Origin of the sequence: Corynebacterium drakensteinense (assembly GCF_041224285.1) — a bacterium.
Classification (GTDB): domain Bacteria; phylum Actinomycetota; class Actinomycetes; order Mycobacteriales; family Mycobacteriaceae; genus Corynebacterium.
The window spans coordinates 224,910-246,300 of sequence record NZ_JAXOFP010000002.1; the positions used below are offsets into that span (position 1 = coordinate 224,910).

Below are 21,391 nucleotides of genomic sequence, written 5' to 3' on the forward strand. Positions count from 1 at the left end.
GGGTTAGTTCCTTTCTGCCTGGGGTTCGGCTTCCAGGGACCGGTCTGCAAGATCCGCATCCGCTCCTGGCTCACGGGCATCGGCTTCATCGGAATTCAGCCGCGGCATTCCCAACAGGTTGAACGCTGCAAGGATCATGCCGATCACGGCCAGGTAGACACCAAGGTCGAACAGCAAGGCCGTCGACAAGTGCAGGCCGAAAATGTGGGTATCTAGTGGTTTGAGGAACGAGCCCTCAACGAAGCCCAACAGGCCCGTCGTCACGGCAATGGTGATGCCACCACCAATCAGTGCCATGTATGGCAGACGAATCTTTGCCTCGGCATTCGATGGCGCGGACAGGTAGACCAGCGCGAAACCAGCGGAAGCGATCAAAGCAGCGACGAAGCCACCTCCGGCTTCATTGTGGCCGCGGAAGAAAAGCAAGAGCGACAGAGCGACGATGATCGGGCCGACCAGCTTCGTCGTCGAACGCAAGAACACGGAGTTCGCGCGGGCGTCGATCAGCGGCGAGTGCTTGTCCATGTGAGTGTCGTGGACGGCAAGCAGGCGGTTGTTCGACAACAGCACGGCGATTGCGATACCAGCCACGCCCAACACGGTCAGCTCGCCCAACGTATCGAATGCACGGAATTCTACGAGGATGACGTTGACGATGTTGGAGCCGCCGGTCAGTTCCTCGGTTTCACGTAGGAAGTACTCGGAGACATCGGAGATCTCACGGCGTCCGGTCAGTGCCAAGACAGCCAGCATCGTGGAGACACCCACGGCAACGGCAAGAACGATGGACCAGAAGTGCGAACGACGGGTATCCGGCGTGAAGTGGTCTGGCAGACGGTGCAAGATCAGCACGAGTACGCAGACCGTGAGGATCTCGACTGTCAACTGGGTATTCGCCACATCGGCGGCACCCAGGATGTAGAACCACAGGCACATGCCGAAACCGGCAATGGAAACAACGACCACCACGGTTAGGCGTGATTTCGCCATCACGGTAGCGATACAACCCATCGCCACCAGCAGCACGAAAATCCAGTCAATCGCCCAGGCGCGCTCGCCAACGACTTCTGGAAGATCGTTCAGGGTGAAAATTCCGACAACGGTCAACGCGATCACGCCGAGCAGCGGTAGCACCAGGTGGCGCCGCATCGAAGTCGTGCCCGTGGCTGCGGTGAAGTACTTGTTACCGGTGTCGATGATTCCCTGGCGCAGGAATTCCACGACGTAGAGTCCAGTCAGCGGTGCGCCGAAGACGGACATCGCACGGAAGAGCTGCTCGCGGTTGAGAACCAACAACGTACCGACGACGATAATGAGCGCAGACATGCCCAGTGCCATGTTGAAGCCATGCCAAATCGCAAGGTGCACATGTTGGTCTGCGCCGGTTGCTGCGAGCGCGGCATCGTCGACAAGACCATCGACAGCACCCGGGTAAAGACCGAGCACGAGTGTAAGTGCGGCCAGCAACGCGGGAATGATCCAGAAAGTCGGAGCAGCCTCGGCAACCTCTTTTTCGATCTCAGCGTTTTTGCGAGCTCCGAAGACACCGATGATGTACTTGAAGGAATACACAAAGGTGAACATCGACGTCAGCACAACACCGCCGGTGATGATGACGTTGATGTGATCGCCGAATGGGGCCGCGAGCGCGGCTTCGATCAAGCCTTCTTTCGAGATGAAACCGAACAGCAGCGGCAAGCCCGCCATCGAAGCGGCAGCGATGACCACGAGGGTTTTCGTGATCGGCATGTTTGTGCGCACGTAGCGCAGCTCGGAATACAAGCGCGTGCCGGATTCATGCTCGACGATACCGACGGACATAAACAGCGCTGCCTTAAAGCAGGCGTGTGCGATGGTATGCACGATCGCGGCAGTCAGTGCGGCATCGGTACCGATACCCACCGTGGCGACGAGCAGGCCGAGCTGCGACATCGTCGAGTAGGCAAGCAGTTCTTTGAGGTCATCGCGCGTGACGGCAGTCATCGCACCGAATGCAGCGGTAAACAAACCGCACACGATCAGCAAAACATTCCAGATCGCGACCTCGCCGAACAGTGGCGAGTAACGCAGAATGAGGTAAATGCCGGCTTTGACCATCGCTGCGGCGTGCAGGTATGCCGAGACTGGCGCAATCGCGACCATGGAGTCTGGCAACCAGGCCTGGAATGGGAACTGTGCGGACTTGGTGAATGCCGCACCAGCGACCAGCATCGCCACGGCAGTCAAGACTCCAGGGTTGTCCGCCCAATAGTCAGATGCGATGACTTCGCTAAGCTGTAGCGTTCCCGTGGATACAGCCATGATGATGGTGGCTGTCAGCAGCAATAATCCACCCAGCACCGTGACAAGCAAGGTACGGATGGCGGGCTGGTGGCCCTTCTCCCCCGAATTACCGATGAGGAAGAACGAACATAGGGTCGTCATCTCCCACGCGACGTAGAAGACAAAAATGTTGTCAGTCGTGACCAACAGCGCCATCGCCGCGGCGAAGCCGACGATGAAGAAGTAGAACGCGGAATCTTTGTGGTGCAGGTACCGCGTGGAATACATCAGCACCCCGGCACCGATCACGAGGACCAGCAGTAGGAATACGAACGATAAACCGTCGAGGCGGATATTAAAATCCACCCCAAGCGAGGGAATCCACGGCACTGATTCCGTGTGTATCCCGTCATATACCGAGACCGCCAGGGCGGTCGAAATGATTAGCGGTAGAGCCAACACCCAACCCGCGTTTCGGCCTAGCAGGCGCGAAAAAAGCGGGGCGCTGGCCACCGTCACCCCGAGTAGCGCTAATACGGAAAAAATCATCGTCGATTAGAGTATCACGGTTCGCTAATGTTCATTTCCCAGGAGTGCGTCGACGAAGGACTCAATTTCGAATGGTGCCAAGTCGTCGGCACCCTCACCCAATCCAACGAGCTTGACGGGGACTCCGAGTTCTTCTTGCACCTGGAAGACGATGCCGCCTTTCGCGGTGCCGTCGAGTTTGGTGAGCACGACTCCGCTGATGTCAACGACTTCGCGGAACACGCGTGCCTGCATTAAACCGTTTTGGCCGACGGTGGCGTCGATGACGAGCAAGACCTCGTCGACGGCTGCCTTCTTTTCGATGACACGCTTGACCTTGCCCAGCTGATCCATCAGGTTATTCGAGGTGTGCAAGCGCCCGGCGGTATCCACCAGCACCACATCAACGCCCTCATTGACACCCGTCGCGACGGCATCGAAAGCAACCGAAGCTGGGTCTGCGCCTTCGGCGCCACGCACTGTAGTCGCCCCGACACGTCGTCCCCAGGTTTCGAGCTGGTCAGCGGCGGCCGCACGGAAGGTATCGGCTGCACCGAAGACGACGTCGTGCCCCATCGCGACGAGGACGCGCCCAAGCTTGCCGGTCGTGGTGGTCTTCCCCGTGCCGTTAACGCCGACGATCATGGCGACGGCTGGCTTACCGTCGTGCGGCATGGCCTTGATGGAGCGATCCATTTCGGGCTTGCCTACTTCAATCAGGGCTTCGCGCAGCATGGCGCGGGCTTCGGCTTCACTGGATACACCGCGCTCGGTGATCTTTTCCCGCAGGAGCTCGGTGACCTTCATGGTGGCGTTGGTGCCCAGATCCGCCATGATCAGGGTGTCTTCGATTTCTTCCCAAGCGTCCTCGTCGAGGTCCCCGGCGGTCAACAAGCCAAGCACGCCCTGGCCGATAGCGTTTTGGGATTTCGACAGTCGACCACGCAGCTTCGACAGGCGTCCGGTTGCTGGCGCAATTTCGTCCTGCGGCTGCGGCGCTGGTTCTGCGGCTGGCTCTGCAGGAGCTTCTACAATGTCTTCGCTTGCTTGCTCTGTTGCTGGCGTCTGTTCAGGTTCAACTTGTTCGGGCTCATCCTGCTCAGTCTCGGATTCGTCCGATACTGGTTCTTCGGTCTCCGCTGGTTCTGCGGCTTCAGGTTCTGCGGTTTCAGGTTCGGCAACCTCAGGTTCGCTCGCCTCGGGGCTCTGAGGCTGAACTTGATCGGCAGGTTCTTCATCGGTTGGCTCTTCATCGGTTGGCTCTGCGGTTTCAGGCCCTGGCTCCGCCTTAGTTTCCTGCTCTGGCTCGGAATCAACCAGCGGCTCTAGCTCGGGCTCTGGCTCAGGCTTCAGCTCCGGTTTCGCTACCGGCGCCTTCTCTCCTGCCCCACCGGCTGAGAAGTTAAAACCACCGGTGGCCTGATAGTTACCGGACTTTTGCTGTTGCGTGAGCTCTTTCGGTTCATCTGTTTCGTCGGCGCCAAAGCTCACCGTCTTTGATTTTTTGCGCTTGGTGCCGATGATTAAAGCGATGATGACGATCAGCGCCACCACAACGGCAGCAACGATCACCCAAAATGCGACCGCGTTGTTGGTCGCAAAATCCACGAGGCTATCCCACCATGATTCTGAAGTATTCATGGTTTCCATTCTGGCAGCCTTCCTTGTTTTTTACATGTGTAGCCCTCGAATTGGCACTCTGTTTTTCCCGGCGCAGCTTCGCGCCGGGTGCCCGCTCGGCTGCCACCGACTGATTCGTGGCGAATCTTCCATCGGCATACCTATGCCCGACCCTTCCGGAGTTCGGGTCTCTTTCTGCATGCCCCATATTGTTATTACCATTGTGTTTGTCGTTGTTATCGGTATGATGTGCCCGACAGAGCAACGTCATATTTGCAATATCAGTTCTGCCACCGGCAATCCAAGGATCAAGATGATGAACATCGCATTCGTACCAATACGTCGAACAACCGGGGTGCGTGCACGTTAATTCCGTGGTCGCAAGCGCTAATTTCTGATACAAATTAGCGTTTCTTCTCCCCTTCGCCAATGCCAATGGCAACGAACCGCCAGGCGTGGTCAACGAAACAAAGTCATGAGCTGCTGCCCCGAGCGCAAGCAGGTCCTGCGGAGTGAGTTGATCACCGGTACCGGTGGTCAACAACGTCGAGCCGGTCAGGTTTTCCAGTTCTGCAACGGTAGTGGTCACAATAATGCTGCTGACTCCGCCATTGCGGTGCTGCCGGTAGCGGTCTACGTGCAGGCACAGGTCCGCAAGCTTGTCGACGCGACGCTGCGCGAGCGTGCGTGAATCGCTAGATTCATCGCGTGGTGTAGCACCACAACCAATCACCGCTTTGATGACTGCCGCACGCTTAGCATCCAAATATCCCGAAAAGCGCACGCCGCCATATTTATCTGGCTCAGAAAAACGTAAGCCGCGCCGCCGAGTCGATTCCGCCCGCCCACGGGTTAGTGCATGATCATCAACATTGCTATTCGCGGCACGGATTCGCTCCACTAACCATGCGCGAAGGTCTCGCAGATCGCGTCCGCCACGAAATTCTGCAATCGCTTCCTGCATAATCTGTACCGGTGACACCAGTGCAAACGGCAACAGCTGTTTTGCTTCACGACGAATCATCGCCAGCACATGTTCCGGAACAGGGTCTTCGAGTTGCTCTTGAATGCTGTTCGCCTGGGCGGTGCGTGTGTCATTGTCACGCTTTTTCATCTGTTCGCGAATGCGCAGACGTTGCTCGCTATCGATCCCGAGCTCGGCTAATTTTTCTTCGTCGATTTCCGTATTCGGCACGTCGAAAAGCAGCGCCGCCTGGTCTAACCGCCCCTGCGCCATTGCACGTGAAAGACCAAGCACCTGCATGAGGTACTGAATGGTTTTAGATGATCCAACAATTCGCCCGGCATCAGCCTGCGCCGCCGCCTGCGCAAAATACGCATCCAGCAACGCCTTTTTCGCCACGGTTGCCTCTAGCTTTTCGAATGCCGCTCGGAGTTCGTCAAATTCTACAGCCGCGTCGTCTGCCGCCTCGCCTGCCCTGTCGGGACCGACAGTCAACGAAAGGAGCTGGTCAAACCCGCTCGTGATCTGCTCAACGATTGCCAGCAGTTGCGGCGGTTTATCCGCACAAAGAGCGGGGCGCTCACACCTAGATACAACATGTAGCTTCTGCATCTCGTGAACTCCCCTCCCGATTACTGTGTTGGCGGTCAGCCGCTACGGCACCGCCTGCGACGGCGCTAAATAATAACGACACTAGATAGCAACGCCCCATAAAGACTGCGTTAAAAACTCTGGCGCCCTTATCCTATCGCAATAAGATTCGAATGCAAAGTCCAGGCAAGAAATGACTGCCACCAATTTTGGAGACGAAAACCCGCCCGCCCCCAGGGAAACTCCAACTCAGCTACCAGAAACCCCGTATCGCACCAACACAGCCACCAGCACAGCGCCAATTACTGCTCTGGCCACGCAGGCAGAGAATCGCCATACTGTTCGATCCATTCGGCGATCGCTTCTTGTTCCTCACCCTCGTCGTACTTGTTCAGCAGCAGATCCTCCAGCGCGCCATATTCTTCGTCGGAAAGCGAAATCTCCGAAATCCACTCCGCCAGCTCTGGGTGCTCGGCGGTGAAATCCGGGCGTGCCAACGTGTGCAGGCCCTCTGGGTCACCCAAAGCGCCCTTCGGATCGGCCAAGTCTTTCACCGGATAGGAATTATTCGCCCAGTACGGCCGCCACAGCGTCACTACGATGTCACGCTCGTCGGCGATGGCGTCGTCAAGCTCTGCCAACATCGCCGGTGTCGATGAGGTCTTCAAGGTATACGCATCCAGGCCGTAGGCTGGCATAACCTCATTTTGCACCACATTGACCGCGCCCGATCCTGCCTCAATGCCGATGATGTCGCCATCGAGACGGTCTTCAGCCCCCGCCAGATCGTCGATCGAATTTAAATCACTGTATTCCGGGACGGCCAAAGTCAGCCGGGCGTTCGGGAAGAACACTCCGACGTCTTCAATATTGTCTTTAAACCGCTCCCACTGGTCTTTGTTGGTGCGCTCAGGCCAGCTCGACGGCACAATATCGATATCGCCGTTGGACACCGCCGTATACACCGCCGCGACGTCGTTGACCTCGGTGTGCTCAAAGCTATAGCCATGTTCAGAAGCGACGTACTCAATCAAATTGGCCATCAGCAGCATATCGCTCCAGGCCGTCATATATCCCAGGGTGAGTTCCTTATCATCACCGTCGCTGGATTCACTCGAGCACGCAGCCAACGTCACCGAAGCCGCCGTGAGCATGGACACAAAAACTGTTTTCTTCATCACGCTGCCATCCTACGCGGGTACGGAAACCATACGCGGGTCGGGAAATCGGCCCCAGGCCCCAGACTCCCCACTGCTACCCGCGCGCGAGCCGCTGCGAAAGCACATGCGTCACACCATCCGCGCGCATCGTCACGCCATAAAGCACGTTCGCCACATCCATCGTCGGCTTCTGGTGCGTGATCACAATCAACTGCGAATCCTTCCGCAGCTCCTCAAACAGCGCCAGCAACCGCCGCAGATTCACGTCATCGAGTGCGGCCTCAACCTCATCCATCACATAAAACGGCGACGGGCGAGCACGGAAGATCGCCACCAGCATCGCCAGCGCCGTCAGCGACTTCTCCCCGCCGGATAGCAGCGACAAGCGTTTCACCTTCTTGCCCGGCGGCCGCGCTTCGACCTCGATGCCGGTGCTGAGCATGTCCTCGGGCTCGGTCAACAGCAAACGCGCCTCACCGCCGGGAAACAGCGTGCCAAACACCCGCGGGAATTCGGCCTCGACGTCCTTCCAGGCCTGGGTAAACAACTCCAGAATTTGCTTGTCGACGTCCTCAATCATCGTTTGCAGATCCCGCCGGGTCTGGATGACGTCGTCAAGCTGCTGCGAAAGATAGTTGTAGCGCTCTTCCATCGCTTTGTATTCTTCGAGCGCCAGCGGGTTGACTTTGCCCAGTGCTCCCAGGTCTTTTTCCGCACGCTTGAGGCGTTTCGTCTCTGCCGCCCGGTCGAAATCTTCACCGGGGCTGTACTCGCGCACCAGGTCCTCGATCGCGATGCCCAGCTGCTCGCCGGCTTTGTTCTCGGCTTCTTCTACGCGCACCGACGCCTGCGAGGCCTCCATGTCCGCGGCGTGAAAGTCCTTCGTCACCTGGTCCAGCGCCCGCCGTGCCGCCGATACCTGCGCCCGCACGGTACTCAACTGCGCGTCGGTCTCGTTGCGCCGCGCGGTCAGCTCATCACGACGCCGCGCCGCCGTATCCGTCGCAGCATCTGCCTTCTCCGCGACGGTCTGCGCATGTTCCAACACCGCCTGCGCCAGTTCAGCCTGTTGCCTGCGCCGCGCCATCGCCTGTTCATGCCGACGCTTCGCTTGGCGCTCGTGTTCTGCTTGACGACGCAACCCGTCGCCTTTCCCCTGCGCCTGACCAGCCCGATCCTGCGCACTGCGGGCTGCCACAGCGGCATCCATTTCCCGGGCTTTCGCCTGCGATAACGCGACTTGCGCGGCCTGGCGTTGCTGGTCTAGCTCCGCCGCGGCCTCATCATCGTTGTCCTCGCCGTCCTGCTTGTCGACGCGGGCGAGCCGGTCGCTAACCTCACGGTGTTGTTGTTCCAGTTCTTCGCTGCGCGTCCGGGCGTGGTCTGCGTGCTGCAACGCCGTGTCATATTCCGCGCTATAGCGATCGACCTGCTTTTTCGCGCGTTGTTGTTCGCGTTCGGCAGCTTCGATGTCTTTATCATGCTCGCGCAGCGCCGCACCGTGGTGGGCAGAATCCAGGCGAGCTTCTTCCGCTGATTGCTTCGCTCCCTCGATGGTTCCAGAAAGCTGTTCTAGCTCAGCGCGTGCGGTATTCAGCCCCTGGCTGGCATCGGCGATCTCTGCGCTGCGTTCCACGGCTGAGCCCGCGTGTGAGCCGACCTCGACCCAGCCTTCACCGATAAGCAGGCCTTCGCGGGTGACTGCCCGCAGACGTGGATCGTCGTTAATGAGTTCCTGCGCGGCGGCATAATCGGCGGCCACGACGACGTCGGCAAGCATGCGGCCCACCGCCACAGCCACGGAAGCATCGACGGTAATGTGATCAACCAACCAGTCCGCCTGCACAGCAGAATCCACGTGCCAAGCCGAGCCGCGGCGGTTGGTATCAACCAGCACGGCGCGCGTGGAATCTACGGCACCGGCGATAAGCTCCTGGCCTACTGGGCCCGCGAGTGCCTGAGCTGATTCGCCAAGCGCAGCAGAAAGCGCGGCCTCCCAGCCGGCATCTGGCCGCACCAAATCCACCAGTTGCCGCCACGAATCATCCAAGTGCTCGCGAATATCCAAACTGGGCGCTTGCGATTGCAGCGTTTCAATCCGCGACTGCAGCGTGTAGACAACCCGCTCGCGTTCGCGTTGGCTTTCGCGAAGCTCATCCAAACGGCTTTCGGCAGCCTTCGCTTCCGCAGCCGCCTGTTGCGCCCGGGATGCCAAGTTCTCACGCTCCACCTGCAGGCTGGCAGTTTTTTCTGCCCACTGGCGGGCTTCGTCACGCACTTCTCGCAGCCGCGCCCGGGCTTGCTCGCCAGTCTCTTCGGCCCGTGTCAGGTTTTCGCGCGCGCTGACTAATTGTTGGGAAATCGATTCTTCTTCGGCAACCAAGCGCACCACGCCTTCGCGACGGTCCGATTCCGCACGCAGCCTTGCCAGATGCTCGCGCTCAGCCTCCTGCAGGGTTTCGGCGAGCTCAGCGACTTCTTCCCGAATCTCTTCGAGTTCTTCAGCTGCCTGCTCAGCTGCTTCGACGAGTTCTTCATGCTCTTGATCCGCACGCAGCGCACGTGCTTCGAGATCATCCGGGTCCTGCCCGGAATACGGAGTAATATTTCCGGAATTGCGTGCCCGGTCCGACGCGATGCGCACGGTTGCAGCGATGCGCTCCGATAATGCGGAAAGGCGAAACCACAGGTTTTGCGCATCTTGTTCCGCCGGGGTGATCTCTGCCAGCTGCTCTTCGGCCACCGACTGCCGCGATTCGGCCGCAGCAAGGTGTTCCTGGCTGGTTTCTACCCGCGCGCGAAGTTCTTCTGCCTTTGCGCTGGCTTTCTGTGACAATCCCCGCAGCCGTACGATCTTTTCACCCGCCAGCACCAAGCGCGCCTCGCGCACCTCCGCCTGTACCGTCGCCGCCTTGCGCGCGGTTTCGGCCTGCCTGGCCAATGGCTTGAGCTGCTTGGATAGCTCGTCAGTCAGGTCTTGCAGGCGGTCGAGATTCGCCTGCATCCCGCCTAGCTTGCGCTGCGCTTTTTCCCGCCGCCGACGGTGTTTGAGCACACCAGCGGCCTCCTCGATATACGCGCGGCGTTCTTCGGGTTTGGACTCCAGGATTTCGGACAGCTTTCCCTGCCCGACGATGACGTGCATTTCGCGCCCAATGCCGGAATCCGACAATAGCTCCTGGATATCCGCCAAGCGCGCTTTCGAGCCGTTGATCTCGTACTCGCTAGCGCCATCGCGGAACATGCGCCGGGTCAGGCTGACTTCGGTGTAGTCGATCGGCAGCTGTCCATCGGCGTTGTCGATCGTCAGCGTGACTTCGGCGCGCCCGAGCGGTTTGCGGTCGCCCGCGCCGGCGAAAATGACGTCCTGCATTTTTCCGCCACGCAGAGTTTTCGCGCTGCCTTCCCCCATCACCCACGCAAGTGCGTCGACGACGTTGGATTTTCCAGAGCCGTTCGGCCCGACAACTGCACAGATGCCGGGCTCGAATTTCATCGTCGTTGCCGAGGCGAACGATTTAAACCCTTTCAGGGTGAGTGCTTTTAAGTGCATACAGCCTTTAGTACAGCTTTATATCGCAAGCTACAGCTATGCCGTGGATTCTTGGTCGTCGCGACGCGTAACCGGGTCGGAACCGTCCCAGACTTCCACGTTTTTCAGGCCTGGCACCATGTCGCGGTGGAATACCGGGTCTTTGCCTTGACGCTTTTGCTGGTTGTAGTTTTTCAGCAGCTTCAGCGCAACGCCACCCAGCGGAATGATCGCAATCAGGTTGAGCACGACCATCGTTGCAGCGAAGGTATCGGCCAGAGCGAAAACCACCGGGATGCTGGTGACAGAACCGATGATGATGAATGCCAGCACACCAACGCGGAAACCGTTGAGGATTTTCGGCGAATTGGTCAGGTACTGCAGGTTGGTTTGTGCCAGGTAGTAGTTGCCCAGTACCGACGAGAAGGCCAAGCAGAAAATGATGAAGGTGACGATGTGGATGCCCCAGGTACCGACCTCATTGGCCAGTGCGCTTTGGGTCAATGCTGCACCTTCAACGTTGTCCAGGCCGTATTTGTGGTCACCGCCCAGCAAGATGATGAACGCGGTGATCGAGCAAACCAGCAGGGTGTCAAAATAGACGCCCAGGGTCTGCACCAGCCCTTGCTTGACCGGGTGCGAGACAGTCGCAGTCGCCGCCGCGTTCGGTGCCGAACCCTGTCCAGCCTCGTTGGAGAACAAACCACGACGCATACCGTGCGAAAACGCCGCGCCGACGGTGGCACCTACCACCTCGGTGACGCCGAAAGCGTGGCCCACGATGTGAGCAATCATGCCTGGAACTTCGTTGATATTCAGAATGATCACGACGACGCCGATGATCACGTAAAGACCGGCCATGAACGGCACGATGATCTGGGTAAAGTTCGCGATTCGCTGCACGCCACCGAAGATGACAACGGCAGAGATAGCAGCCAGCACGATCCCGATGACCAGGTTGAATGCCCAGCCTTCCACGTTCAACGACGTAGACATGGTATCGACGATCGCGTTCGACTGGAAAGCGTTGTAGACAAAACCAAAGGTGAAAGCCAATGCCACGGAGAACACCGCAGCCAGTGGCTTAAAGCCCAAACCACGCGTCATGTAATACGCCGGTCCACCACGGTAGTTGCCGCTTTCTTCCCGGGTCTTCCACAGCTGCGCCAGCGTCGCTTCGATAAAGGCAGTCGCGCCACCAACCAGGGCGATCACCCACATCCAGAACACTGCGCCGGGGCCACCGATGGTGATCGCCACAGCTACACCAGCGATGTTTCCGGTACCGACGCGGGAAGCCGCGGAAATCGTGAAGGCTTTGAAAGCGGAAATGCCGCCATATTCTGGGTCAAGGTTTTTGCCTTTACCTTTCGGCCCCTCACCCAGCGAACGGAACATATCACCGAACTTGGTCACCTGCACACCGCTCGTGCGCACCGCAAAATACACACCAGAGAGAATCAACAGCCACGGGATGGCGGCCCAAATGCCGTCATTGAATCTAACAATGACGCCTTCAACGCTTTCCAGGAAGTTCATAGGTGTAAACCTTATAGCGTTATTGGCACACAACACAATAGTGACACGATCGCTGGTTAATCACGATTCGCGCAATCTCATTTCCGCAGCGCCGACACGGTTTCCCGGTTTGCCCGTAGGCATTCAGCGAACGCTCAAAATATCCGCTACCACCATCAACGTTGACGTATAACGCATCAAAACTCGTCCCGCCAGCATCCAGCGCTTTCGCCATCACCTCGCGTGCGGCTTCCAGTAACGCCACCGCTTCCCGTTGCAACAGCTTATTCGCAGGCCGTGCTGGGTGAATCCGTGCCGCCCACAAAGCTTCATCAGCGTAGATATTGCCGATGCCAGACACGATCTCTTGGTTCAACAGCACCGATTTCACCGCAGAACGACGTTTCCGCAGCGCCCGAGCGGCGGCGACGACATCATAATCTGGGCTAAACGGGTCCGGCGCGATATGCGCGGCAGGTTCTGGCACCCCCGGATTATCCTCGCTGAATTCGCAGACCAACCAACGCCCAAACGTCCGCTGATCAACAAATGCCAGCTCGCGCTTTTCGACGCCATCGCCGGCCGCATTCGGCACCTCGATCTCAGCGCGAATCCGCAAATGCTTCGAACGAACCTGCCCAGGCTCGCCAACGAGCATCTGCCCGCTCATCCCTAGATGCACATACAGCGCTTGACCGTCGGCAAGCTCAGCCCAGAGGAATTTCCCACGCCGCGACCAGCGTGTGATCACCGTATTCTGCAGCAATCCAGCCAGCGGAAATTCTTGCCCCCGATTAGCGCGCGGATGCAACACCTCGACGCCGAGAAACCGCGCGCCGGTGGTGTGTTGCGCCAAGCCAGAGCGAACGACTTCGACCTCGGGTAATTCCGGCACGGCCTAGACCTGGATCGCGCCGGGGTTGGTCCGAACCAGCTCACACGCCTCACGCGCTGCGTGTTGTTCGGCGGTTTTCTTGTTGGGACCTTCCCCATGGCCGACTTCTGTCTGGCCGACCGTCGCGGTGACATAAAACGTCAACTCGTGATCCGGGCCTGTGCGCTCATCGGTATAGACCGCCATCGGCAACTTGGCTTCGGCTAAGGCTTCTTGCAGCGTTGTCTTCCAATCCAGGTTGCGATTGCGTGCGGAGGCACCGGAAATCTTTGTGGCGAACAGGCGCAAAATGACTTCCCGCGCGGTCTCAAACCCGTACTGCCGGTAGATCGCTCCCAGTAATGCCTCGGTGGTATCGGCCAAAATAGAATCTTTGTTACCGCCGTCGTTCAGCTTTTCGCCTTTGCCCAGCAAAATATGTGGGCCGAGGTTAATCTCTCGGGCGACGTCGGCAAGCCCATAGCGGGACACAATCGAGGCACGCATTTTCGAGATATCCGATTCTGGACGCTCCGGGTGCAGCTCGTAAAGCTTCGCGGCGATCGATAGCCCCAGCACGGCATCGCCAAGAAACTCCAGGCGCTCGTTATTCGGCAACATACCGTTTTCGTTGGCGAACGAGCGGTGGGTCAGCGCCAAGCACAAATAATCGTCGGAAAGCTCGACGCCCAGCTGGCGCACCAACGGAGTGTGGTCGATGCTGCTAAAAGCATGCATGAGTGCTTCTTGTCCCGAAAGCCGCGGTTTCTTGTTCGACCTAGTCACGGAATTTCTCCAGCCCCGCCCAACGCGGATCGACGCGTGCGTGTGATTCTTCACCAGAGACTCCATCCGGTGCCGGGGTGGGGGCATCATCCGGGCAGCCATCTTCACAGACTGGGTTAAATGGCAAGGTGATCACGAGTTCATCCGTAACGGTCTGCAGCAAGTCAATCGTGTCTTCGTGGCTGACCTGCGGGATCTCGTCACCAGAACCGGCATCGTCATCATCTTCTGCATCGCCGGTGATGAACTCGTCGTCGGCTGAAAAAACTTGGCTCACCCGTACCGTGGTCGGGCGCTCCAGCGGACTCAGGCAACGCGAGCATTCGCCGCGCAATACGGCGCTCACATCCGCGTCGGCCATGATGCCGGATCCGAGCGAGTGCAAAACTGCGTCGACAGTAACTTGCGCGCCTTCTTCGATCGCGAGCATTTCTGCACCGATACGTCGTGGGGCCGGTCCGGTGTGTGTGATCTGTTCTGGGCTCTGCTGCTGGGTGAGCAGCGCCTTGACATCAAAAACAAATGGTGAAGTCATAACTTCTCCTAGCATACCGGGACGAGTTGTCTCATAACGTTCGCGCCCTCGCTTGGCGACGAAACCAGCACATCGCGGCAAACAGCCAGCACAGTGACGGCTACTCGGCGGCGCAGCCGTCAGCAGCTACTAATAGTCGTAGTCTTCTTCACGGTCTTGCCAGCGGCGGCCACCTCGGCCATTGGCGCTAACCGCCCCACCGGCGCCTGCTCCCCGACGCAACGCAGCGCGATCTCGCGTGACAGTACGCAACACGCCATTGAGGTTTTCTTCAAATTCACCCAGGCGGGCATCAATGTAGTCATCGCATTCGGTACGCAGCTGCTGTGAATCGGAGTGTGCCGAAGACACGATGCGCTGTGCTTCTTCTTCCGAACGACGCACAACTTCGGCCTCGGAAACCAGACGCTGCTGTTCGGCGATACCTTCGTCGACGCTGCGTTGGTAGGAGGCGTTGCCTTCGGCGACCAGACGCTCAGCCTCATCACGAGCACGCGTCACGGTGCTTTCTGCTTCATCGCGGGCGCGAGTGGTGGTTGCTTCGGCGTCCATCTCGGCACGATCAACCATGTCGGTGGCGCGGGTTTGCGCGTCGGCAAGAATATCTTCGGCATCAGCCTGGGCGTCATCGACGATTTGGCTCGCACGTTCTTCGGCGCCGGTCAGAATCTCGTTACGATTATCCAGCACATCTTGTGCATCATCGATTTCCGTCGGTAAGGCATTGCGGAGATCATCCAGTAGCGCCAACATTTCATTGCGCGGCACCATACAGTTGGAGGTCATCGGCACGCCATAGCCCTGCTCGACGTGTTGGACTAGTTCATCAAGCGCTTCAAAGACACGGTACATAACGATTATTTTAAACGAGGACCAACGACGAACGGGTCTGCCACGTCGAGAAATAACGTGACAGACCCGATTGGTCTGCAGCGCCCGCGCTTGCGTGCAAGCGCCAACAACTAGCGTTGCTAAAGCACTGGTTTAGATAACGCCCTGTGCGAGCATGGCGTCGGCAACCTTCTTGAAACCAGCGATGTTTGCACCGGCGACGTAGTCGCCTTCGCGGCCGTAGGTCTTAGCAGTCTTCGAGATGGACTTGAAGATGTTTGCCATGATCTGCTGCAGGCGCTCGTCGGTGTATTCGAAGCTCCAGGAATCGCGAGTAGCGTTTTGCTGCATCTCCAGTGCGGAGGTAGCAACACCACCGGCGTTAGCTGCCTTACCTGGAATGAAGGCAACATCCTGGGACTGGAAGTAGTGCGCAGCCTCTGGGGTACAAGGCATGTTCGCACCCTCGGCGACGTACTTGACACCAGCTCCTGTCAGGCGCTTGGCATCGTTTTCATCGAGCTCGTTCTGGGTTGCACATGGCAGTGCGACGTTGCCCTTTTCTTCCCAGATGTTTCCACCCTCGTGGAAGGTGACGCCGTCGACTTCATCAGCGTAGACATTGATGCGCTCACGACGGTTTTCCTTGATGTCGCGCAGCTTCTCGACATCCACGCCGTTCGGGGTGGAAATGTAGCCGGACGAGTCCGACATCGCCACGACGGTGCCGCCGAGTTCTTGCACCTTCTGTGCAGCGTAGATGGCGACGTTACCGGAACCGGAGATGATAACCTTCGAGCCTTCAAAAGTCTCGCCGAATTCTTTCATGGCTTCTTTGGTGATATAAACGACGCCGTAACCGGTGGCCTCGGTACGCACCAGGGATCCACCCCAGGTCAGCCCTTTACCGGTCAGGGTGCCGGATTCGTGCTGGTTAGCCAGGCGACGGTATTGGCCGAAGAGGTAGCCAATCTCGCGGGCACCAACTCCGATATCGCCGGCTGGAACGTCGCGGTACTCACCGATGTGGCGGTGCAGCTCAGTCATGAATGCCTGGCAGAAGCGCATGATCTCAGCGTCGGAACGGCCCTTCGGGTCAAAGTCCGAACCGCCCTTACCGCCACCGATTGGCAGACCGGTCAGGGAGTTTTTGAAAATCTGCTCGAAGCCGAGGAATTTGATGATGGAAAGGTTGACCGATGGGTGGAAACGCAGACCACCCTTGTATGGACCGAGTGCGGAGTTGAATTGCACACGGAAACCACGGTTTACCTGCACCTCGCCGTTGTCGTCAGTCCATGGCACGCGGAACATGAGCTGACGCTCTGGCTCACAGAGACGCTCAATCAAGCCATAGTTGGCATATTCCGGATCCTTTTCCAGAACGATCTTGAGGGAGTCCATAACCTCTGCCAGCGCCTGGTGGAATTCAGGCTCGCCGGCGTTGCGCTCGAGCAGGCGGTCGTAGTAGCTGTTGACTTGCTTTTCGACGTTCACGTCTGTGACCTTTCTTGTGGATTGCACCAACAATTTTTAAGTTTTGTCCCGTTCTGAAAATTTCGCAACACAGATCACCGCGGTTTCGGAAACATACCGGTCATCCTATCGGAAACTACCCCCATAAGTGTGCATTCGGTCATATTTCACAGCACTAGCACCGCCATACCCTGTCGTTTTTCAACGGCCATTCGACAGGTATTCAATTGGTAATCTGTTCGGATCCGCCGGGCATTCGGCAATCATGTTCATGCCTCGATTAGTCTGACGAACATGAATATCGTTATTGCCCCGGATTCCTACAAAGGATTCGCCACGTCAGATGAGGCCGCGCAGTGGCTTGCCGAAGGCGCCGCCCGCGTGTTCCCTGATGCGACGATTACCACTGCTGGCATGGCCGATGGAGGTGAAGGAACCGCCTCCCGGTTTTCTGGCGAGACAGTCACCTTGCCGACGACCGACGCCGCGGGCCGTCTGACCGAAGCCAGCTATATTTTCGACCGCACTGCAAAGACTGCTTATATCGATATCGCGGCTGCCTCCGGTTTGCCCGCAGTAAGCGATCTGCTGGATGGGCCCGGCACAAGCACGTATAGCGCCATGGCCGCCGATACCTACGGCACCGGGGTGCTCATCGCTGATGCACAAACCCGCGGTGCACAACGGGTGGTGCTGGGGCTTGGTGGTTCTGCCACTACCGATGGAGGTATGGGCATCCTCGTAGCACTTGGTGCTGCACCGCATGATCAGCGTGGCTATCCGCTACCAAAAGGTGGCGGGCCGCTTGACCGTTTAGCCCACATCGATACTGCAAACTTGAACGTGGCCGCCGCCGGCCTGGAATTCATAATGCTGGCCGATACCAGCGCCCCGGCAACGGGCCCCACTGGCACCGCGCACACGTTTGCCCGGCAAAAGGGCGCAGATGACCAGCAGATCGCGCATTTAGATGCGGCAATCGCCCAGATGTGTGAGGTCACCGGCACCGACCCCACCGCAGAGTACCTGGGCGCAGCCGGAGCAACACCGGTGGGGCTTTTGTGGTTGTCACGCCTGATTTATGGCACCAACGACAATGTGCACGTGTTACCTGGTGCCGCGGTCGTCGCCAAGGAATTAGGCTTGCCTGCAGCAATTGCGAATGCCGACCTGGTGATCACGGGCGAGGGCCGCTTTGATGAGCAGTCCAGCCGTGGCAAGGTCGTCGGCCAGATCGCAGAATTCGTTATTTCTGCGCAAGAAGAAAAAGCCACCAGCGATGCCTCGGCCGCCTCTGCCCCAGTGCTGGCGATCGCCGCTGCTGAATTCGCCACCAACCCCGGCAAGAATGTGCTCAGCGCGCAGCTGGAGCCAGGAAAAGATGTGGCCAAACAACTACGCGCAGCGGGTGAAGAGATTGCCCACAACTACCGGAACACGTTGACTGTCCAGGGGTAGAGCGAAGGCTGTTCGTAGGCTTTCTCGTCTTCTAACAGCACGCGGTCATTCGGCAATGGCGCTGCTGGGGTGAGGAAGCGCGACAGCGCCATCGTCAGCTGGTTCACCGAACCTTTCACGCCGTCGACGTGGAAGCGGTAGCGGTGCATGGCGCCGCCCTCGAGCTCGTCGTCGTTGTGTTCTTGTTCGTAGATGCGGTGCAATTGTTCCACCACGTCAGCATCGACCTTGGGCTGGTCATCGAAGGAAAGCTTTGCTGAATCCAGCATTTCGGCTTTGACGAGCTTGGTGCAGGCGAGTTCGTAGTTTTCACGCAGGCGCTGTGCTTGCTCTGCTGGGATGAGAACGTCAAACTGAATAGTTGGCATGCCGATAAGCCTACCCTCATACGCATAGCTTTACTAGAACGATTTTTGTGCGTTTATTCACGCATGTCCTTGACGACGAAAGCCGCCACCCCATTAGGGGCAACGGCAATCTAGGATGGAAAAGTCACGCTAATTGGCGTGCCAAAATTGCTTACTTGGCAACCTTGTTCAGCTTTTCTGCAGCGTGGAAAGCAGCTTCGACTTCGAAGACCTGCTTAGCAGCGAGGATCTTGTTGCGGGCTTCCTTCTTCTGCTCGTGGGTCAGCGTGGAGAAACCGTCCAGCTGCTTCAGGGCTAGCTGCTTTGTACGGGCCAATGCTTTACCGACGAAGTTGGTCGCTTCCTTAGCTGCTTTGTTCGCAGTGTTCTTAGCCTCACCGGATTCAAAGGTTTCTTCGACCTCGATGACTTGGGTAGCAGCCTCCACCTGCTTCTTATAAGCTTCTTTTTGCTGATCTGTCAGGAAGGTGAAGCCCTCAAGCTTCTTGAGTGCTTCTTGCTTGGTGTGAGCCAATGCCTTTTCTACATCCGTCTGCTCACCAGCTTTCTCTGGGGCGTTCTGACCTGGGACCGGCGCGAATTGCTGAACAGGGTTTGCGTTCTCAGCCGTGGCAGCGTTGAAGACTTTATTGATTTCATCCTTCGTTACCGCAGCCTTGATTTGACCTTCAAAGATGCTGCGCTGCAATGGGTTCAGATTTTCGAGCTCACCAAGCTTAACCAGCGCTTCCTGACGATCTTCGTTGAGATCCAGGATATCCTGGCCTGCTTTCTTCTTTGCCTGCTGGAAGACAGCATTAACTTCGTCGTCCGAGATTTGGTTAACTTCATCTTCTTTGAACCCTGCAGCCACCAAACGATCTTTGATCAGCTGACGGACCTCATCATCAGATTTACCACGGCGAAGAGCATCGGCGACGATGCGTGCAGTCTCCTCTGCTGCTTTTCCTTCGTCGGTTCCACCGAATTCAGCTTCCAAACGCTGCGGAGAGTACTTACCTTCAGGTGCCGGAGTCGCCCACTTTGCGGCTGGATTCTCAGGCTGGGCAGGAATTTCTTTTTCCTGGGACTGCTTCGTAGAATCAACGATGTCCTGCAACTCGTTGTTCAATTTATTCTTGTCATATTCAGCAAGATCTTCTGCAGTGAAGCCGGCGTCATCAGCCTGTGCAGCACTTTTCAGGCCGTTCTCCAGGATCTGACGGAGTTGGTCTTCGGTCGCACCAGATTTCAGGGCCTTGTTGTATTCATTCGCAGTTTCAGCTGCGATGTTCCCCGCTTCTGTTCCAAGGAATTCAGCTTCCAGCTCTTGCTGGGTTGGCTCGTTTGCTTCTACTGCCATTGCGTAGTTGGCAGTAGCGAGGCTGCCTCCGGCGACAGCCACAGCCGCCGCAATAGCAATTCCACGACGCTTCACGGTTCCGGCGACAAGCTTCAGGTTAGACACGATCGTCCCCTTTCAAGTTAGTACTCAGGGCACACCAGCAGATTACTGATGCTTTGTAGAACAAACAATAAGTCGGAATTTTGTGTTATTGAACAAAAATTACCGTGCGTTTGTCGCCAAAAAGATAACAGCACCCTGTCAACGAAAAACTATGCCTGAACTGGAGTAATGCAGACCTCATTCCCGGCGTTAACTGTGACAAAAGCCGCCGTCCGGTGTGAGGACGGCGGCTCTACATTGTGATCGAAACCGGTTTCTAGTTTGGGCCGATTAACCCAACCCGACAAGCAACAAGCCTAGAAGCGGATACCAATCTTCGCGAATGCATTGCGCACGTGTTCTTGGATTACGCCGAAGCCATCGAAGTGGTTGATGGTGTGCATGATGCCGCCGAAGATCAGCGCGAATACACCCATCCCCGCTGCAAGACCGAAGAAGCCCTTGAACGCATCAGTCGTGCTACCAGGTTTTTGGTCTTTGCCTGGTTTGTTATCGCTACCTGGCTTGCCTGGTGTTTCATTGTTACCTGGCTTGCCTGGTTCTTGTGCACCAGTACCATCACCGGATGGATGCTGCTGTGCATTCATTTCTTGTGCGCGCTCAACAACATGGGCAACATATGCACCGGTGTTAGCATCAGCAACTTGCTTCTTGAATTCAGCTTTCTGCTCTGGCGAGAGCTTGTCCAGGCTATCGATAATCTGGTGAGCCTGCACCTTCTCGTCAGCTAGCTCACCTTTGTCCGCTTCTTCAGTTGCCTGCTTATCAGCAAGTTTGTGAGCTTCATCAACAACCGCAGCTACATTTGCAACACTAGCGGAAGCATTAATCCGACCTTTGAATTCAGACTTCTGGTTCTCGGTCAGATGAACCGCACCCTCAACCTCAGCAGCCGCAGCCGTCTTCGATGCAGCCAGTTTCTCCGCAGCCTCACGCTCAGCCACCTCATCACGATGCTGAGCAAACGGCGCAGCCAAATCCTCAGCAGTCAACAACTCCTTAATCGAATCAAACGCAGGATTCGAATTAACACCCAACTCATTGTTCAGCAAAGCACGATGAGCACCAGCCTCATCCTCACCAGACGGAACCCCAGGCTTAGGCGCATCCTCACGACCAAACGGCGCAACAGGATTCTCACCAACAACCTGAACCGTATCCATCAACTTCTGCAGCGCAGCGAAATCAGAAGCATCCTCAATGTTCTTCTTAAACGCCTTCTTCTGCTCAGGATTAATCGACTCATTAGCCTCAACCGAAGCCAAAGCACGCTGCTTCGCAGCAGCCAACACCTGACCAACCAACGGCGACTCAGGAGCCTCATCAACTCCAGCCTCATCCTCACCAGACGGAACCCCAGGCTTAGGCGCATCCTCACGACCAAACGGCGCAACAGGATTCTCACCAACAACCTGAACCGTATCCATCAACTTCTGCAGCG

At 57.5% G+C, this 21,391-nt stretch carries 15 protein-coding genes; 1 reads left to right on the forward strand and 14 read right to left on the reverse strand.

What is annotated here, in order from left to right; translation table 11 throughout:
* Nucleotides 1-3: 3 nt before the first annotated feature.
* The 11 genes from U1140_RS02460 to gdhA form a co-directional block, all read right to left on the reverse strand.
* Nucleotides 4-2,811, reverse strand: a complete 2,808-nt coding sequence (locus U1140_RS02460) for a DUF4040 family protein (RefSeq protein ID WP_369845880.1) — start codon at nucleotides 2,809-2,811, stop codon at nucleotides 4-6.
* 24 nt (nucleotides 2,812-2,835) lie between these two features.
* Nucleotides 2,836-4,440 (reverse strand): signal recognition particle-docking protein FtsY, encoded by a 1,605-nt coding sequence (gene ftsY, locus U1140_RS02465; RefSeq protein ID WP_369845881.1) that lies wholly within the window; start codon nucleotides 4,438-4,440, stop codon nucleotides 2,836-2,838.
* On the reverse strand, nucleotides 4,403-5,986 hold the full coding sequence (locus U1140_RS02470) for an HNH endonuclease signature motif containing protein (protein ID WP_369845882.1): 1,584 nt from the start codon (nucleotides 5,984-5,986) through the stop codon (nucleotides 4,403-4,405). Before U1140_RS02470 ends, ftsY begins: the two co-directional genes overlap by 38 nt.
* A gap of 281 nt (nucleotides 5,987-6,267) precedes the next feature.
* Nucleotides 6,268-7,143, reverse strand: a complete 876-nt coding sequence (locus U1140_RS02475) for a glycine betaine ABC transporter substrate-binding protein (protein ID WP_369845910.1) — start codon at nucleotides 7,141-7,143, stop codon at nucleotides 6,268-6,270.
* 76 nt (nucleotides 7,144-7,219) lie between these two features.
* Nucleotides 7,220-10,678, reverse strand: a complete 3,459-nt coding sequence (smc, locus tag U1140_RS02480; protein WP_369845883.1) for a chromosome segregation protein SMC — start codon at nucleotides 10,676-10,678, stop codon at nucleotides 7,220-7,222.
* Nucleotides 10,679-10,714: 36 nt separating this feature from the next.
* Complete coding sequence (locus tag U1140_RS02485; RefSeq protein WP_369845884.1) at nucleotides 10,715-12,196, reverse strand: alanine/glycine:cation symporter family protein; 1,482 nt, start codon at nucleotides 12,194-12,196, stop codon at nucleotides 10,715-10,717.
* A 19-nt stretch (nucleotides 12,197-12,215) separates the two neighbouring features.
* Entirely contained in the window at nucleotides 12,216-13,070 is an 855-nt protein-coding gene (gene mutM / locus U1140_RS02490) for a bifunctional DNA-formamidopyrimidine glycosylase/DNA-(apurinic or apyrimidinic site) lyase (protein WP_369845885.1), read from the reverse strand.
* 3 nt (nucleotides 13,071-13,073) lie between these two features.
* Nucleotides 13,074-13,787, reverse strand: coding sequence for a ribonuclease III (rnc, locus tag U1140_RS02495; protein WP_369845911.1), 714 nt, complete (start codon nucleotides 13,785-13,787; stop codon nucleotides 13,074-13,076).
* 40 nt (nucleotides 13,788-13,827) lie between these two features.
* Nucleotides 13,828-14,370, reverse strand: coding sequence for a YceD family protein (locus U1140_RS02500; protein WP_369845886.1), 543 nt, complete (start codon nucleotides 14,368-14,370; stop codon nucleotides 13,828-13,830).
* 129 nt (nucleotides 14,371-14,499) lie between these two features.
* Nucleotides 14,500-15,222 carry a F0F1 ATP synthase subunit B family protein gene (locus U1140_RS02505; RefSeq protein WP_369845887.1) on the reverse strand — a complete coding sequence of 241 codons (723 nt, stop codon included), beginning with the start codon at nucleotides 15,220-15,222 and terminating at the stop codon, nucleotides 14,500-14,502.
* A 132-nt stretch (nucleotides 15,223-15,354) separates the two neighbouring features.
* The gene (gene gdhA / locus U1140_RS02510; protein WP_369845888.1) at nucleotides 15,355-16,698 is read right to left on the reverse strand and encodes an NADP-specific glutamate dehydrogenase; all 1,344 of its coding nucleotides are present in this window, start codon (nucleotides 16,696-16,698) and stop codon (nucleotides 15,355-15,357) included.
* Between the two features lie 273 nt (nucleotides 16,699-16,971).
* On the opposite strand from gdhA, the gene U1140_RS02515 reads away from it, so the two are divergent.
* Nucleotides 16,972-18,135 (forward strand): glycerate kinase, encoded by a 1,164-nt coding sequence (locus U1140_RS02515; protein ID WP_369845889.1) that lies wholly within the window; start codon nucleotides 16,972-16,974, stop codon nucleotides 18,133-18,135.
* Here the strand turns inward: U1140_RS02515 and U1140_RS02520 are convergent.
* The 3 genes from U1140_RS02520 to U1140_RS02530 form a co-directional block, all read right to left on the reverse strand.
* Nucleotides 18,105-18,503, reverse strand: coding sequence for a hypothetical protein (locus U1140_RS02520; RefSeq protein WP_369845890.1), 399 nt, complete (start codon nucleotides 18,501-18,503; stop codon nucleotides 18,105-18,107). The two genes, U1140_RS02515 and U1140_RS02520, sit on opposite strands and share 31 nt — an antisense overlap.
* A gap of 151 nt (nucleotides 18,504-18,654) precedes the next feature.
* Entirely contained in the window at nucleotides 18,655-19,950 is a 1,296-nt protein-coding gene (locus U1140_RS02525; protein WP_369845891.1) for a hypothetical protein, read from the reverse strand.
* Nucleotides 19,951-20,246: 296 nt separating this feature from the next.
* The coding region (locus tag U1140_RS02530; RefSeq protein WP_369845892.1) for a GA module-containing protein at nucleotides 20,247-21,391 on the reverse strand (1,145 nt) is incomplete at its 5' end.